This window comes from Marinifilum caeruleilacunae, from assembly GCF_013141825.1.
Lineage (GTDB): Bacteria > Bacteroidota > Bacteroidia > Bacteroidales > Marinifilaceae > Marinifilum > Marinifilum caeruleilacunae.
The window spans coordinates 13782-31794 of record NZ_RZNH01000001.1; the positions used below are offsets into that span (position 1 = coordinate 13782).

12 protein-coding genes are annotated in these 18013 nt (G+C 38.3%); 10 read left to right on the top strand and 2 right to left on the bottom strand.

The genetic code is table 11. The features are described from left to right. Positions 1 to 8: 8 nt before the first annotated feature. A complete protein-coding gene (gene gltB / locus ELS83_RS00070; protein ID WP_171593460.1) occupies positions 9 to 4529 on the bottom strand; it encodes a glutamate synthase large subunit in 4521 nt (1506 codons plus the stop codon). Between the two features lie 423 nt (positions 4530 to 4952). Further along, positions 4953 to 5228 (bottom strand): hypothetical protein, encoded by a 276-nt coding sequence (locus ELS83_RS00075; protein WP_171593461.1) that lies wholly within the window; start codon positions 5226 to 5228, stop codon positions 4953 to 4955. 844 nt (positions 5229 to 6072) lie between these two features. Between ELS83_RS00075 and ELS83_RS00080 the strand changes: the two genes are divergently transcribed. The 10 genes from ELS83_RS00080 to carB all read left to right on the top strand — a co-directional run bounded on the left by ELS83_RS00080 (position 6073) and on the right by carB (position 17920). Beyond that, positions 6073 to 6213 (top strand): hypothetical protein, encoded by a 141-nt coding sequence (locus tag ELS83_RS00080; RefSeq protein ID WP_171593462.1) that lies wholly within the window; start codon positions 6073 to 6075, stop codon positions 6211 to 6213. A 10-nt stretch (positions 6214 to 6223) separates the two neighbouring features. Beyond that, entirely contained in the window at positions 6224 to 6853 is a 630-nt protein-coding gene (locus ELS83_RS00085; RefSeq protein WP_171593463.1) for a GNAT family N-acetyltransferase, read from the top strand. Continuing rightward, positions 6840 to 8039, top strand: coding sequence for an argininosuccinate synthase (locus ELS83_RS00090; RefSeq protein ID WP_171593464.1), 1200 nt, complete (start codon positions 6840 to 6842; stop codon positions 8037 to 8039). Before ELS83_RS00085 ends, ELS83_RS00090 begins: the two co-directional genes overlap by 14 nt. Before the next feature lie 2 nt (positions 8040 to 8041). Next, the gene (gene argC, locus ELS83_RS00095; protein WP_171593465.1) at positions 8042 to 9007 is read left to right on the top strand and encodes an N-acetyl-gamma-glutamyl-phosphate reductase; all 966 of its coding nucleotides are present in this window, start codon (positions 8042 to 8044) and stop codon (positions 9005 to 9007) included. Between the two features lie 12 nt (positions 9008 to 9019). After that, a complete protein-coding gene (locus ELS83_RS00100; protein ID WP_171593466.1) occupies positions 9020 to 10156 on the top strand; it encodes an aspartate aminotransferase family protein in 1137 nt (378 codons plus the stop codon). 33 nt (positions 10157 to 10189) lie between these two features. Next, positions 10190 to 10966 (top strand): acetylglutamate kinase, encoded by a 777-nt coding sequence (gene argB, locus ELS83_RS00105; RefSeq protein WP_171593467.1) that lies wholly within the window; start codon positions 10190 to 10192, stop codon positions 10964 to 10966. A 7-nt stretch (positions 10967 to 10973) separates the two neighbouring features. Beyond that, positions 10974 to 12038 (top strand): M20 family metallo-hydrolase, encoded by a 1065-nt coding sequence (locus ELS83_RS00110; protein ID WP_171593468.1) that lies wholly within the window; start codon positions 10974 to 10976, stop codon positions 12036 to 12038. Positions 12039 to 12143: 105 nt separating this feature from the next. Then, positions 12144 to 13481 (top strand): argininosuccinate lyase, encoded by a 1338-nt coding sequence (gene argH, locus ELS83_RS00115; protein ID WP_171593469.1) that lies wholly within the window; start codon positions 12144 to 12146, stop codon positions 13479 to 13481. Between the two features lie 62 nt (positions 13482 to 13543). Then, complete coding sequence (gene carA, locus ELS83_RS00120; protein WP_171593470.1) at positions 13544 to 14629, top strand: glutamine-hydrolyzing carbamoyl-phosphate synthase small subunit; 1086 nt, start codon at positions 13544 to 13546, stop codon at positions 14627 to 14629. A 48-nt stretch (positions 14630 to 14677) separates the two neighbouring features. Further along, entirely contained in the window at positions 14678 to 17920 is a 3243-nt protein-coding gene (gene carB / locus ELS83_RS00125; RefSeq protein ID WP_216616267.1) for a carbamoyl-phosphate synthase (glutamine-hydrolyzing) large subunit, read from the top strand. Positions 17921 to 18013: the final 93 nt, after the last annotated feature.

Consider the following 18013-nt stretch of genomic DNA (forward strand, 5'->3'; position numbering starts at 1 on the left):
CAATTGTTTTACTCGTGTACCTCAGTCTGCGATTGCGCCTGCTTTAGTTTGCGGCGTATCTTTTTAAGTTTCTTCTCTTCCAATACTTTTTTGTATTCATATGGAATCACTTTTACAAAGTGTGGGAGATATTCATCCCAATGAGTTAATACTTTAGAGGCTACACTACTTTGTGTCAGTAACAAGTGCTGGTGGATCATGCCTTGCAATTCGTGAATATCCTGAAGGTTTTCAACAGGCTCTAGTGAAACAAGACTCTGATTACAGAAGTAATCCAACTGGCCTTCCATATTCAAAACATAGGCGATACCACCACTCATACCTGCGGCGAAATTCCTACCTGTTGGACCAAGTATAACAACACGTCCTCCAGTCATGTATTCACATCCATGATCACCAACACCTTCAACAACAGCTCTGGCACCTGAATTCCTCACGCAAAAACGTTCACCAGCCATACCCCTTATGTATGCTTCTCCGTTGGTAGCACCATACATTGCCGTATTACCAATAATAATTTGCTTTTCGGGTTTAAAAGTTGTTTTATTTGGAGGCTGAACAACAATTTTACCACCAGATAAACCTTTTCCGAAATAGTCATTAGAATCACCTTCCAGTTTAAATGTGATGCCTTTTTCCAGGAACGCTCCAAAACTTTGCCCTGCAGACCCTCTAAATCTGCAATAGATGGTATCTTCAGCCAACTGGCGTTTTGGTTTTAAAGCCGCAACTTTGCCAGATAACATGGCACCCGTTGTACGATCTGTATTCTTTATTTTTGAATCAATCCATACTTTTTCTCCATCGTGAAGGGCTTTTTCTGCTTGCGCAATCAAATCATGATCCAAAACTTCACCGATAGATTTTATACTTGCATTCATGCCACAAAGTTCGTGACCATTGGTTTCAGGCAAGTGTAATAGGTTTTGAATGTCAATTGTATCAGCTTTCCATTTTCTGATGTCTTTACGCTTTACCAATAAATCCGATCTTCCAACAAGATCATCAAATTTGCGAATTCCTAGCTCTGCCATTAATTCACGACATTCTTCTGCCATAAATGTGAAATAGTTCACCAACCATTCCGATCGACCAAGAAATTTTTCACGCAACTCTTTGTTTTGTGTAGCAATACCTACCGGGCATGTATTCAAATGACATTTACGCATCATAACACATCCTAAAACAACCAAAGCACTGGTTGCAAAGCCGAATTCTTCAGCTCCCAGCAGGGCCATCGAAATAATATCTCTCCCGGTTTTTAGCTGCCCGTCGGTTTGTAGCTTTATTCTACCTCTCAAATCATTCAGAACAAGAGTTTGTTGTGCTTCGGCCAAACCCAATTCCACTGGCAAACCTGCATTTTTTATAGAGCTTAAAGGGCTTGCACCAGTTCCACCTTCTGCACCACTAATCACAATTAAATCGGCATTTGCTTTGGCAACACCAGCGGCAACTGTACCAACCCCGTTTTCCGATACCAATTTCACACTTACACATGCAGTAGGATTTACATTTTTTAAGTCGTAAATCAATTGGGCCAAATCCTCTATCGAGTAAATATCATGATGTGGAGGAGGAGAGATTAAGGTAATTCCTGGAGTGGAATTTCTTAATTTTGCAATAATTTTATCCACCTTAAATCCAGGTAACTGTCCACCTTCTCCAGGTTTTGCTCCTTGTGCAACTTTTATTTGCAACTCATCTGCGTTTACCAGGTACTCGGTATTTACACCAAATCGCCCCGATGCAATTTGCTTAATAGAACTTCTGGCACTTGAGAAAAATCTTTTCGAATTCTCACCACCTTCACCTGTATTGCTTCTGCCACCGATCTTATTCATCGCAATTGCCAAAGCTTCGTGAGCTTCTTTGGAAATAGATCCATAAGACATTGCTCCCGTACAGAAACGTTTCATGATATTCTCAACAGGCTCAACCTCTGAAATATCGATAGGGTTTGATTTGAAATCGAAATATCCACGTAAAAAATTTGGATTTCGTGTTTCAGAATCAACCAAGGAAGAATATTCCTTGTATTTTTTATAGTTGCCAGTTCTTGTCGACCATTGTAACAATCCAATTGATTCAGGATTCCAACTGTGTTTTTCACCATTTTTTCGATAGTGAATACTTCCATTGGTATTCAATAGATCTTGGTTTTCAAATGGATCTTTCTCTGTAAAGGCCTTATTGTGATGACACAGAATTTCTTCCGAAATCTCTTTTAAACCAACACCTCCAATTCTGGATGTTGTGCCTGTAAAGTATTTATTAATAACCTCCTCGCTAATCCCTAGAGCTTCATATATCTGGGCGCCCAGGTAACTTCCTATGGTTGAAATTCCCATCTTTGACATCACTTTCAACAGGCCTTTATCAACCGATTTTATATAGTTTTTACGCGCTGTTTTATATTCAAGACTGATCCGTCCTTCCTTTACCAATTTATCGATTACCGCGTAACTCATATAAGGATTGATAACGCTGGCTCCATAGGCAATTAAAAGGGCAAAGTGATTTACTTCACGGGCTTCACCGGTTTCAACCACCAAACCAATTTGCATTCTCTTCCTTTTCTTGATAAGGTGATGATGAACAGCTGCTACAGCCAACAAAACAGGAATAGGAGCCATGGTTTTACTCACATTTCTATCTGTAAGAATGATATAATTCTTTTGGTTATCTACAGCCTGCTCAGCTAATGTGCAAAGCGAGTCCAATGCTTCCTCCAAACCTTTCCCATTATCGGCTGCCTTAAACAACATATCAAGGGTAGCATGTCTAAATTCCTCATGTCGTAATTTTTTAATTTTGCCAAGATCTGTATTGGTAATTAATGGACTTTTAAATCTTATCAATTTACAGTGCTGCGGTGTTTCATCAAGAAGATTTTTCTGAACTGCTCCAATATAATTGGTCAAATCCATCACCAAATTTTCACGAATCGAATCGATAGGTGGATTGGTAACCTGTGCAAATAACTGTCTGAAGTAATTAAACAACAAATGTGGCTTTTCCGATAAAGCTGGAATAGGGGAGTCATTACCCATCGATCCTACTGGTTCCTGACCACCGGTTGCCATAGGTAAAATAATACGCTCAAAATCCTCTTTAGAATAACCAAATACATCCTTACAAACTTCAAAGTGTTCTCCAATATCTGAAGGCACTCTTCTTTCTACAGGAATTGCTTTAAGATCCAAACGATTCTCTTTTAGCCAGTTCTGATATGGGTTCCTGTAAGTCAGTTGAGATTTTACTTCCTGATCGGGTATGATGATTCCTAACTGAGTATCGACCAACAAAAGTTTACCAGGACGTAGCCTACCTTTCTCCTTAATTTCCTCGGCTTTAAAATTTTGAATTCCAACTTCTGATCCCATAACGATCATATCATCCTGGGTTATTACGTAACGAGATGGACGCAATCCGTTTCTATCGAGTGTTCCACCAATATATCTTCCATCAGAAAATACCAGAGAAGCCGGGCCATCCCATGGCTCCATAAAGGTAGAATGGTACTCGTAAAAAGCTTTTAAACTGTCTGGAATAGGGTTCTTTTCGTTCCAGGATTCAGGCACCATCATACTTAAAGCGTGTGGTAAACTTCTACCGGTTAAGAAAAGGAACTCCAGAACATTATCGAAGGAGGCTGAATCACTTTTGTTAGGTTCTACTACAGGGAATAATTTTTTAATATCCTCTCCATACATCTCCGATTTAAGCAGTGACTCTCGAGCTTGCATCCATAAACGGTTCCCTTTAATGGTATTGATCTCACCATTATGGGCAACGATACGAAATGGTTGGGCCAAATCCCAGGAAGGAAATGTGTTGGTGCTAAATCGTGAATGGACCATAGCAATGGCTGATTCCATACGAGCGTCTTGCAGATCGCCAAAATATCTGCCAAGCTGATCGCTTGCAAACATGCCTTTATAAACCAATACTTTTGATGAAAGACTTGGAATGTAGAACATTTCCTTTTCTTTCATTTTTGTTGCTCTTACATAACTTTCAGCTTGTTTTCTGGCCAGGTATAGCCTTCGTTCAAGTTCATCCTGTTCGTAGTTTCCTCCAACAAAAATTTGTTTGATAACTGGTTCGGATTGTCTTGCAATTTCCCCAATTGCATTGGTGTCCGTCGGGACATCACGCAAGTGAAGAAATTCCAATCCTTCTTCTTCCAGAATTTGTATTAAAACTTCGATACAGAATTTCTCTTCAGATTCATCTTGAGGAAGGAATACCAATCCTGTTCCATACTTTTTGGGAAGTGGAAGTTTAATGCCGATTTTTTTGTAAAAACCATGAGGCACTTGCATTAAGATACCGGCACCATCACCACTCACATTATCAGCACCACGAGCACCCCTGTGTTCCATATTGCATAGAACTTCCAGACCGCGCGTAATAATTTCGTACGATTTCTTTCCTTTAATATTGGCTACAAAGCCAATTCCACAATTGTCATGTTCATTCATTGGGTCGTAAAGACCCTGTTGGCTTGGTCTTAGGTTTCGCATAGGCATAAAATTAAGTGCGAAGCCAGGCCATGATTTTCTTTTTAATGAAGACGTCGAAATTCAGAATAAGTCCCCAACTTTTTCTGTAATTCAGAAGCGACACTATGAATCCGATTGTCGCTGTCCTTTAAGAAAACATTCTAAAAATGTAGAGATAAATATTTTAGCTTGTCTAATCCGTTGCAACAAATATAGAATAAAAAAATGCTTTAAAACAAGCATTATTGTTCAGTAGAATTTCGAAAACGTTTTAAAACCTGAAAAAAGTCATATTTTTTTCACGAAAAGGTTTTCGTGAATATCAGTGGTTTACGATTTTTACCGATTGAAATCACTCTCTAGTGAGGGTGCTGAGTTAATTTGGATTAATGTTAAATATTTTGACAAGAGACCAAAAAAAATATCCTAAAAAGGATATTGTATTTATTTTGTTGTTTCAACAACTGGTTGAACTCTTAGAATTTTCAGAAGTTTCTTCTCAACCCATCTTGGAAGGTATTTTCCAATCTTTGTAATGAACTGCTGACCTAAAATATATAAGGAAGAATAAAAGAAAACCTTATTTAGGACATAAACTGATGCAGTTAAGAAAACAACTTTTTTAGTTCCGGCAAGAATAAAAGGAAAGGAGAAAGTAAGAATAAAAGTAACAACAGCTAAACCAAACAACACAAACCCAACAATTTTTTTCCACTCCATAATGATTTCAACTATTTAAATTTTGACATTTAAACCAATTCTACGACGCAATTTATAAATGGTTATCTAAAAATCAACATTTTAAGTGTTAAAAATCATTAATTTAGAAGTAGTTGCGAACATAAAAAAGACAATTGTATCTTATTTAAACAAGAATAAATTTGTTGCTCATACAAAGGTGAAAATTATAAATGCCTGTTTTTATCTTGCTAACATGATATAAGTAGCGGTTTTCTTCTAAAAAAATTACAAAATTGCCACGCAAAGGTTTGAAATGATAGGGATTGTAAAAAAAATACTTTTTCGTTAGGAATTTAATTTTTTTTGCCCTTATCTTTGTAAGCAACAAATCAAAAAAAGTATGGAAAAAGTAATAATCATTCGACGATGCATGTTCAGATCTTTATTGTAACGATAAGGACAAGTATTGGTATGATTTATTTCCAAGCTTTCCCATTCGGAAAGTTTTTTTTTGAAGTTTAATTTATAAAAAGAACCAAATGATTCAATTGTTTTACATACGACGACGACGAATGAGCGCACCCCTGGGGAAAGCGGATTTAGTCTTATTGTCTTGTAATCAATGATTAAGAACAATATTTAGAAGGCTTACCGTTTTCCCGGTAAGCCTTTTTTTTGAAACATTGAAAAAACATTGAATTAAGAATACAAAAAATGAAAAGTATAATCTTTACAGAAAGCCGCCGCCATTTGCGAAGTAACTGTTACCCTGGAGGGACGGATGAGCTTGCTGTATCTGATTGTCAGATATATTATAAATTGTATTAAGCTTACCGTTCCTACGGTAGGCTTTTTTTGTGTGAAATAGTTAAAACAAAATAAGATGAAAACAAACAACTCCTTAAAATTCCGACGACGATGGTTTCGGATTTTAAACAACAACAATTTAAAAGAAACATTCTTTATCGATATCAATAACAAATGGTTATGCCTAACTGGCGTAGCATTATTTTGGGAAACCTAGAGACTAAAAAATGATAGATACATTCATGGAAGTTGAGCAAAAAATAAGTGTCATTGTAGCAGATTTGAGACATATTGATTATGCCTCGGAGATTTGTGAAATGATTGAAAGTGCTGCGAAAATACGCGGTACTGGAATTGCAAAAAGAAATCCTTTGTACATCGTACAAAAGATACAGGAAGGAAAAGCTGTCATTGCTTTTGATGATTTAAAGGTTATCGGATTCTGTTATGTAGAAACCTGGGAACATGGCAAATATGTAGCCAATTCGGGTTTAATTGTTGATCCGGAATACAGAGCTGTGGGATTAGCAAAACTAATTAAAGCAGAAGCATTTAAATTATCGAGAAAGCGTTATCCTCAGGCGAAAATCTTCGGTTTAACAACCAGTCTTCCTGTGATGAAAATCAATTCGGATCTCGGATACCGACCGGTAACATTCTCGGAATTAACAACAGATGAGTCTTTTTGGAAAGGATGTAGTAGTTGTATTAACTATGATATCCTGCAAAGAACTGACCGAAAAATGTGCCTGTGCACTGGCATGTTATTCGATCCAAACAAGAATGGTACAAACAATCTGAGTGAAACAATCAAGCAATTCAATCAATCAAAAGAAAAAAACGATGACAAGCAATAAGAAAAAAGTAGTATTAGCATATAGCGGAGGTTTAGATACAACATATTGTGCACTTTATCTTTCTAAGGAGTTGGGGATGGAAGTGTATACAGCATTAGGAAATACAGGCGGTTTTAGCAATGAAGAACTGTGTGAAATCGAAGAGAGAACCAAGCAATTGGGAGTAATAGAACACGTATCGCTTGATATTACAAAGGAGTACTACGAAAAATGTATCAAATATATGATCATGGGTAATGTTCTGAAAAACAACACCTATCCATTGTCAGTTAGTTCGGAAAGAGCATTCCAGGCCATGGCCATTGCTCAATATGCTCACTCCATTAATGCAGATTATATTGCACACGGTAGTACAGGCGCTGGTAATGATCAGATTAGATTTGATCTGATTTTTAAAATCATGGCACCTAATGCCGAAATTATAACCCCTACAAGAGATCTTGAATTAAGTAGAGAAAGCGAAATTCAGTATTTAAAGGATCATGGTATTGATGCCAACTTCGAAAAGATGAAGTATTCGATTAATGCTGGAATTTGGGGAACCAGTATAGGTGGTAAGGAAACCTTAACTTCGAGTCAGCCATTGCCAGAAGATGCATATCCAAAGCAAGTTGTGAAGAGCAATTCGGAAAAGTTAAGTATTGAATTTAAGGAAGGAGAATTGATTGCCGTTAATGGTGAAAAAGTAAGTCACCCATTAGAGGCCATTCAAAAAATTGAACAGGCCGGAGCTGCCTTTGGAATAGGTAGAGATATGCACGTGGGTGATACCATTATTGGAACCAAAGGGAGAGTTGCTTTTGAGGCCGCTGCTCCTCTGATGATTATAAAAGCTCACGAAACACTGGAAAAGCATACGCTAACCAAATGGCAAATGTATTGGAAAGAACAGATATCCAATTTTTATGGGATGTTACTTCACGAAGCTCAATACCTGGAGCCAGTGATGAGAAATATGGAAACTTTTCTTGTTGATTCTCAAAAGAATGTGAATGGCAAAGTATTTATTAAAATGAGTCCGGAGCAGTTTTTGGTGGAAGGGATTGAATCTCCAAACGACTTAATGTCCGATTTATTTGGACAATACGGTGAAAGTAATGAGGGTTGGACCGCTGACGATGTAAAAGGCTTTACAAATATACTGGCCAATTCACTTAAAATTTATCATACAGTAAATAAGCAGTAAAGATGATAAATGTTGGAATTATAGGTGGTGCAGGATATACTGCAGGTGAATTGTTGCGGATTCTTATCTGGCATCCAGAGGTAAAGATTGCATTTGTACAAAGTACAAGTCATGCAGGACAGCCAATCGCAAATGTACACAAGGATTTGCTTGGGGATACTGATTTAATATTTGCTAAAGCTGATTATACACTTGTTGATTTGATATTCATATGCTCAGGTCATGGCAAAACCAAAGCATTTTTAGAGCAAAACGAATTGCCAGAGAATCTTAAAATTATTGATTTAAGCACAGATTACAGACCCAAAAATAATGATAAGGGATTTATTTATGGTTTGCCCGAATTGAATAAGGTATCAATCGCTAAAGCAGATAAAATTGCCAATCCGGGTTGTTTTGCAAGCTGTATTGAGTTGGGAATTCTTCCCTTGGCAGCAAGTGAAAAATTGCAAGAAGAAATCCATGTAAATGCCATTACTGGGTCTACAGGAGCTGGACAAAATCCCACTACAACTTCTCATTTTAGTTGGAAAAATAATAATGTGGCGGTGTATAAAGCTTTTACACATCAGCATCTGGCTGAAATCACTGAATCAATCCTTCAGTTGCAGCCCGAATACGAAAAAGCAATCAACTTTATACCGGTAAGAGGAAATTTTAGCAGGGGGATTATGGCTACAATCTACACGGAATGTAATATGACTCTGGAAGAAGCAAAAGAGCTGTATCAGAACTATTATTCAGAGCATTCTTTTGTTTCTATATCGGATTCAATTCCCGATGTAAAACAAGTAGTTAACACAAATAAATGTGTGTTGTATCTCGAAAAGCATGGAAATAAACTGATGATTATTTCGGTGATTGATAATTTGTTAAAAGGAGCATCGGGGCAAGCGGTTCAGAACATGAATGTCATGTTTGGATTGAATGAAAAAGAGGGATTAGGCCTGAAACCTATTGGTTTTTAAAAAGAAAGAAAAATGAAATTATTCGACGTATATAATTGTTACGATATCAATCTGGTTAACGGAAAGGGAATGAAACTTTCCGATGATAAGGGAAATCAGTATTTGGATTTTTATGGTGGTCATGGTGTGATCTCGATTGGTCATTCACACCCCAATTACATGTTCAGAATTGAAAACCAATTGCATTGCCTGGGATTTTATTCCAATGCAGTAAGAAACGAATTGCAGGAAAAACTGGCTTGTAAGCTGGGAAAAATAAGTGGATATGATGATTACAATCTGTTCTTGTGCAATTCGGGAGCAGAGGCAAACGAGAATGCCTTGAAAATTGCCTCTTTTCACAACAAAAAAGAAAAAGTAATATCGGTAAAAGGTGCATTCCATGGTAGAACTGGAGGTGCACTATCCATCACAGACAACCCAAATTTGTCTTCATCTTTTAATGCTGAACACAATGTGGTATTTGTGGAAATGAATGACACTAAGCATGTGATAGAAGAACTTAGCAAAGGAGATGTTTCTGCAGTTATTGTAGAAGGCATTCAAGGGGTGAATGGTGTAATTGAGCCAACAATTGAGTTTCTAGAATCTATCAAATTGGCTTGTGAGCAGAATGAAGCTTTATTGATACTTGATGAGATTCAATCGGGCTATGGAAGAAGCGGTAAGTTCTTTGCACATCAGTACACAGGAATTCAACCGGATATTATTACAAGCGCCAAAGGCATGGGAAATGGTTTTCCGATAGCTGCTGTATTAATATCGCCTGACATAAAAGCATGGAAAGGAATGCTGGGAACAACTTTCGGTGGCAATCATTTGGCTTGTGCTGCCGCAATGGCCGTTTTAGAAACCATTGAAGAGGAACAACTAATGAAAAACGCTTTGGAAATTGGAAGTTACCTACTGGATAAATTAAAAGAGAATAAGAAGATAAAAGCAATAAGGGGGAAAGGATTAATGATTGGTCTTGACATGGAAAACATGTCAGAAATCAGAACGAAATTACTTAAGGAGCATGGAATATTTACCGGTTCCTCGGGAAAGGATACACTTCGCTTGTTACCGCCACTTTCGATAACAAAAGAAGAGGCAGACCAGTTTATTGAATCATTAGAATGTGTTTTGGCTGGCACATGTGTGGCCTGATACGAAATCGTAAAACCCAAATTGTAAACAGAAATGAGCGAACTAACAGTAGTCAAAATTGGAGGAAATGTAATAGATGACCCAGAGAAGTTGAGTGATTTTTTGGAAGCATTTTCGAAACTGAGCGGCAAAGTTGTTTTGGTACACGGAGGAGGAAAACTAGCTTCGGATCTTTCAGGAGAACTAGGCATTCAAACAAAAATGGTAAATGGCAGAAGAATAACCGATGCCGAAAACCTAAAGTTAGTCACCATGGTATATGCCGGCTTGGTGAACAAGAATATTGTGGCTTCATTACAAGCCAGAGGTGTGAATGCCATGGGAATGTGCGGCGCTGATCAGGATTTAATCCTGGCCGAAAAGCGAAATCATCCGAGTATCGATTTTGGGTATGTGGGCGATATCACGAAAGTGAACACATTGGCCTTATGCAAGCAAATTGAGTGTAATTCTGTATTGGTTATTGCCCCAATAACACACGATGGGAAAGGGCAATTGCTCAATACAAATGCTGACACAATAGCAACCGAGGTAGCTGCTGCTTTAAGCCGTTTCTATAAGGTAAAACTTGTGTATAGCTTCGAAAAGTTAGGTGTATTAATGGACTCAGAAGATGATAGCAGTGTAATGCCTGTATTAGATTCGAAAAAATGTGCCAAAATGATAAAAGATGGCACGATTAACACAGGGATGATGCCGAAGACTGAAAATGCTTTTTATGCATTGAAACAAGGAGTTGAAGAGGTAATCATTGGCAACTTCGTCTCTATGGAGAACAATCATTCATCTGGAACGCAAATTATTCAATAGAAAAGAAATGAGTCTAACTAAATACAAAGATATCGCCCTAAGCATACTAAAAGAACTGATTTCAATTCAGTCCTTCAGCAAAGAAGAAAATCATGTAGCTGATTTGATGGAAAAGAAATTGGATGAATTTGGATACCAGGTTAACAGGGTAGGAAATAATGTATGGGTGTTCAATAAGGATTTTAAGGAAGGGCGACCAGTATTATTAATGAACTCTCACCTTGATACAGTTAAGCCGAATGAGAAATGGAGCAAAGATCCATTCACCCCAGAGGAAATTGAAGGCAAACTTTTTGGTTTGGGAAGCAACGATGCTGGTGGATGCCTGGTATCCTTAATGGCAACTTTTCTGGCTTTGGAGGAAACACAACAGGATTACAACAGGGTGTTTTGTGCCTCTGCAGAGGAGGAAATATCTGGTAAAAACGGATTTGAGCTGGTACAGGATAAAATCGGGAGAATTGATGTGGGAATTGTTGGTGAACCTACCTTAATGGAAATGGCCATTGCTGAAAAAGGATTGATGGTATTAGATTGTGAAGCCAAAGGAGTTCCTGGACATGCGGCCAGAAATGAGGGTGTGAATGCAATTGGTGTAGCAATGAATGACATTGAATGGTTTCATACCTTCCAGTTTGAAAATGAATCGGAAATGCTTGGTCCGGTTAAAATGACTGTAACACAAATTAATGCAGGGAAACAGCACAATGTAATTCCAGCATCATGCACCTATGTTGTTGATGTAAGAACCAATGAGTTTTACAGCAACGAAAAAGCTTTTGAAATCATTGAGGAACATGTTGAGAGCACGGTAAGAGCAAGGTCATTCAGAATGAATTCATCTGGGATTTCGTTGGAACATCCTTTAATAAAGAAAGGACTTAAGCAGGGCATGAAGTATTACGGATCTCCAACGACATCCGACCAGGCAATTATGAAAGGGTTTCCAACATTAAAATTAGGACCCGGAGATTCAGCAAGATCACATACTGCAGATGAGTTTATCTATATCAAAGAAATTGGGAAAGGCATCGAAAAATATTATAACTTGTTGAACGGATTAGAAATCTGATGGTAATTGATGGCTCGTACCTGATGGATTAATGAAGAAATAGCCAGATGTTATCACTTAAAACAAAAGCTTAAAAGAAATAATAAACACCTAATATAATCGAATATGAAACTTTGGGACAAAGGCGTACAAGTTGACAAGAAAATTGAACAGTTTACGGTAGGTATGGACCGTGAATTAGACCTTGAATTGGCAGCTTTTGATGTACTTGGATCACTTGCACACATCGAAATGCTACAATCTATTGGTCTGTTGGAAAAGAAAGAATTGAAATTAATTCAGGAAGAACTACGAAAAATCTATTCATCTATAAAAAACGATGCCTTTGTAATCGAAGATGGAATTGAAGATGTTCACTCCCAGATTGAATATTTACTGACCAATGCCTTGGGCGATATTGGAAAGAAAATCCATAGTGGGAGATCGAGAAATGACCAGGTTCTTCTTGATCTTAAGCTATTCACAAGGAATAAACTAGAGGAAATTGTTCGAGAGGCAAGATTGCTGTTCGATGAGTTGATCGAAAAAAGTAATACCTATAAAAATGTTCTGATTCCCGGATATACACACTTACAGGTGGCGATGCCTTCATCTTTTGGTTTGTGGTTTGGATCCTATGCCGAAAGTTTAACCGATGACCTTTTGGTGCTTCAGTCGGCCTATAAAGTGGTCAATCAGAACCCATTAGGATCGGGAGCAGGTTATGGCTCTTCATTCCCATTAAACAGGCAAATGACAACTGAATTGTTGGGTTTTGATAACTTAAGCTATAATGTTGTGTATGCTCAAATGGGTCGTGGAAAAATGGAATTTACCGTGCTATCTGCTTTAGCAAATATGGCAATGACCATTGCAAAATTGGCCATGGATGCCTGTTTATACAACTCCCAAAACTTTAACTTCCTGAGTTTCCCTGATGAGCTAACCACAGGAAGCAGTATTATGCCTCACAAGAAAAATCCTGATGTTTTTGAGGTGATTAGAGCACATGCCAATGCATTACAAATGTTACCGGCACAAATTCAGGCAGTAACATCAAATCTTCCTTCCGGATATCACAGAGATTATCAATTGACCAAGGAATTCTTTATGCCTTCGTTTGACAAGATGCTCTCTTGTCTTGAAATGACCAGGATTATGCTATCGGAAGTTAAAATAAACGAAGAAGTACTGAATGATGAGCGATACAAATACCTGTTTACTGTTGAAGAAGTAAACAAGATGGTGGTAGACGGAGTACCATTTCGTGATGCATATAAAAAAGTAGGGCAACTTGTCGAAGCAGGTGAGTTTAATCATGAAGGCGAAATTGAGCATGTTCATGAAGGAAGTCTTGGGAATTTATGTAATGATAGAATTGTTTGTAAAATGAACGAAACATTCGTTGCCTTTAACTTCCACAAAACCAAAGAAGCATATATGAATTTACTAAATAGAATTTAAGTGTCGTAGAGCGACACAGGTAACTATTAATCGAATTTTAATAACCATTTTATAGAACTTTTATGTCACAACAGACAAAAGCAAAGCTAATTTTACAAGATGGATCAGAATACGTCGGTACATCTTTTGGGTATGAGGGCTCCGTGGCAGGAGAGATGGTGTTTAACACTGCAATGACCGGTTATCCGGAAAGTTTGACTGACCCTTCTTACAAAGGGCAGATTTTGGTGAGTACTTTCCCATTAATTGGGAATTATGGTGTTCCGGGAACTTTGCAAGAAGACGAATTGTTCCGATTTTATGAATCAGAGAAGATACAGGTATCTGCCTTTATTGTATCTGATTACACGGAAGAATTCAGTCATTGGAATGCAAGTTTAAGCCTGGCAGATTGGATGAAAGATCACAAAATTCCAGGGATTTATGGGGTTGATACCCGTGCACTTACCAAAAAACTAAGAGAACAGGGGAGTATGCTTGCAAAAATTGTTTTTGAAGGCAAGGAACCAGAATGGAAAGATCCAAACCTTGAAAATTTGGTTGCGCAGGTAAGCACACCAGAGAAGAAGGTATATGGTGAAGGAAAGCACAAGGTTCTTTTATTGGATTGTGGTGTGAAAAACAACATCATCAGATGTCTTTTAAAGCGAGATACAACCGTTATTCGCGTTCCACATGACTACGACTTCAGCCAGGAAGATTATGATGGCTTATTCATTTCAAATGGCCCTGGAGATCCAAAGCAAAATACAGCTGCCATAGCGAATTTAAAGAAAGCTTTCCAACAGAAAACTCCAATTATGGGAATCTGTCTGGGTACACAATTAATGGCTTTGGCCGCAGGAGCCGATACCTACAAATTAAAGTACGGACATAGAAGTCACAATCAACCAGTAGTTCTCCAGGGAACCAAACGTTGTTTCATTACCTCTCAGAATCATGGGTATGCCATTAATAATGAAACTTTACCACAAGAGTGGGAACCATTATTTATTAATGCTAACGACAATACCTGTGAAGGAATTAAGCATGTGAGCAAGCCATTTTTCGCCTCTCAGTTTCATCCTGAAGCATCAAGTGGTCCGACCGATACAGAATTCCTTTTTGATGATTTCATTGAAATGATGGAAAAACATCAAGACAACTAACAATTCGTAATTTAAAATTATCAATTAACAGTATAGAGCGTAAAAGAAATGATTAAAGACAAGATAAAGAAGGTACTCGTATTGGGTTCAGGAGCCCTTAAAATTGGTGAAGCTGGCGAATTTGACTATTCCGGATCGCAGGCATTAAAAGCCATGAAAGAGGAAGGTATTCATACCGTATTGATCAATCCGAATATTGCAACCGTTCAAACTTCCAAGGGAGTTGCCGATCAGATTTACTTTTTGCCGGTTACTCCCTTTTTTGTGGAGCAAGTAATTTTAAAAGAAAAACCTGATGGAATTCTGTTGGCGTTTGGTGGACAAACTGCGCTAAATTGCGGGGTTCAATTGTTCGAATCGGGTATTCTGGAAAAGTACAAGCTAAAGGTTCTGGGTACGCCTATCGAAGCAATTATCAAGACTGAGGACAGAGAAATATTTGCAAACGAGCTGCGTAAAATCGATGTAAAAACACCACAATCTTATGCAGTATCAACCGTTCAGGGAGCATTAGATGCAGCAGAGAAAGTAGGTTTTCCAATTATTGTTCGTGCGGCCTTTACTCTAGGTGGACAAGGGTCTGGCTTCTGTTCCAATACGGAAGAGCTGAAAAAACTAGCTGAGAACGCTTTATCCTATTCGAACCAGATTTTGGTTGAAGAGTCACTAAAAGGATGGAAAGAAGTAGAGTACGAGGTGGTTCGTGATGCTTATGACAATTGTATTACGGTATGTAATATGGAAAACTTCGATCCACTTGGTATCCATACGGGAGAAAGTATTGTAATTGCTCCATCACAAACATTAACCAATTCGGAGTATCATAAGCTAAGAGCCCTGGCCATTAAAATCATCCGTCATATGGGTGTTGTTGGTGAATGTAACGTTCAGTATGCGCTCGATCCAAATTCAGAAGATTATCGTGTGATTGAGGTAAATGCACGTCTGTCGAGATCGTCGGCATTGGCTTCGAAAGCCACCGGTTATCCATTGGCCTTTGTAGCCGCCAAACTGGGTTTGGGATACGCGCTTCATGAGCTTAAAAATACAGTAACTCAAACCACTACAGCATGTTTTGAGCCTGCGCTCGACTATGTGGTTTGTAAGATTCCACGTTGGGATTTGAACAAATTCGAAGGGGTAACCAAAGAGATTGGTTCAAGCATGAAATCGGTAGGTGAGGTTATGGCAATTGGTCGTAATTTCGAGGAAGCGATTCAAAAAGGCCTTCGAATGATCGGACAGGGAATGCATGGATTTGTTGGCAATGTCCATTCCAAATTTGAGGATGTTGATAAGGAACTTACTCATCCAACCGATATGCGTATTTTCTCCATTGCACAAGCTTTTGAAGAAGGTTACAGCATCGATCAGGTACACGACTTAACTAAGATCGATAAATGGTTCCTAAGCAAATTGGAGCATATTACGAAAATAAAGTGGGATCTTCAAAAGCATAATAACTTACAGCATCTACCTAATGAATTGCTTAAAGCGGCTAAAGTATATGGATTTTCTGATTTCCAGTTGGCAAGATTCATACTGAAGCCTGAAAATACCAATATGGAATCGGAATTGTTGGCGGTAAGAAAGCATCGTAAACAAAAGGGAATTGTTCCTGTTGTGAAGCAAATTGATACCCTTGCAGCAGAGTATCCTGCACAAACCAATTACATTTATCTTACTTATAGTGGAGATGAAAATGACATCGACTATGTAGCCGATAACAAATCAGTTATTGTTTTGGGATCTGGCGCTTATCGAATTGGTTCATCGGTTGAGTTTGACTGGTGTAGTGTGAATGCACTAAATGCAGTAAATAAAGAAGGTTTACGATCGGTAATGATCAACTATAATCCGGAAACGGTAAGTACCGATTACGATGTTTGCGACAGATTGTATTTCGATGAGTTGTCCTTCGAAAGAGTATTGGATATTATCGATTTGGAATCGCCAAGAGGTGTAATTGTATCGGTAGGAGGACAGATACCAAATAACCTGGCTATGCGCTTGCACAATGCAGATGTAAAGGTGTTGGGTACTTCTCCAGAATCGATTGATAGGGCAGAGAACAGACAAACTTTCTCTGCCATGTTAGATGAGTTGGGTGTAGATCAGCCAAGATGGAGTGAGCTTACTAGTATAGACGCTATTCACGAATTTATTGATGAAGTGGGATTTCCGGTCTTGATTCGTCCGAGCTATGTTCTTTCTGGTGCTGCCATGAACGTGGTTTCGAACCGCGAGGAGTTAGGACACTTCCTGAATCTTGCAGCACAAGTATCAAAACAATACCCGGTAGTTGTAAGTGAATTTATACAGGAAGCCAAAGAGATTGAGTTCGATGGAGTAGCCAAGAATGGCGAAATTGTAATTGATGCCATTTCGGAGCATGTTGAGTTTGCCGGTGTACACTCCGGAGATGCAACCTTGGTATTCCCACCACAGAAATTGTACTTCGAAACCATTCGCAGAATCAGGAAAATTGCTCGTAAAATTGCAAAATCGCTTGATATTACCGGACCTTTTAATATGCAGCTTCTGGCAAAAGATAACGACATTAAGGTAATTGAGTGTAACCTTCGCGCCAGTCGTAGTTTTCCGTTTGTTTCGAAAGTTATGGACTTTAATTTTGTGGAAACAGCAACCCAGGCCATGTTGGATGTTCAGATTCCGAACAATCTTCCTTCCATGTTTGAGTTGGAGCATATCGGAGTAAAAGCATCCCAATTCTCCTTCTCGAGATTGTCGAAAGCCGATCCAGTTTTGGGTGTAGACATGTCTTCGACAGGCGAAGTTGGATGTTTGGGTTCAGATTATTACGATGCGATATTAAAATCAATGATATCAGTTGGTTATAGAGTGCCGAAGAAAGCTGTATTAATTAGTAGTGGTCCTATTCGCTCAAAGATTGAACTTTTAAAGAGTTCAAAAATGCTGGAAGAGCGTGGATACAAGCTTTACGGAACGCGAGGTACTGCAAAATTCCTTCAGGAAAATGGAGTGAGTGTGGAAGCGGTGGCATGGCCAGATGAAAATGAAAAGAAAACGGCAGTGAGTTTGATTCGCGATCACGAGGTTGATTTGGTAATTAACATCCCAAAGAACCTAAGCAAAGATGAATTGAACAATGATTATCAGATCAGACGTTCTGCCATCGACTTAAATGTTCCCTTGGTTACCAATGCCCGTTTGGCATCAGCATTCATCTATTCCATTTGCAAAAAGTCGGAAACCGATCTTAAAATAGAGAGTTTTAGCGATTACGTAGAGCAAAAACAAGATTGGTAAAAAAGTAATAAAGAGTAATTAAATGCTAAACCTGACAGGCAATAAAGCTTGTCAGGTTTTTTCTTACCATAATTTATTCTAGTTTTAAGATCT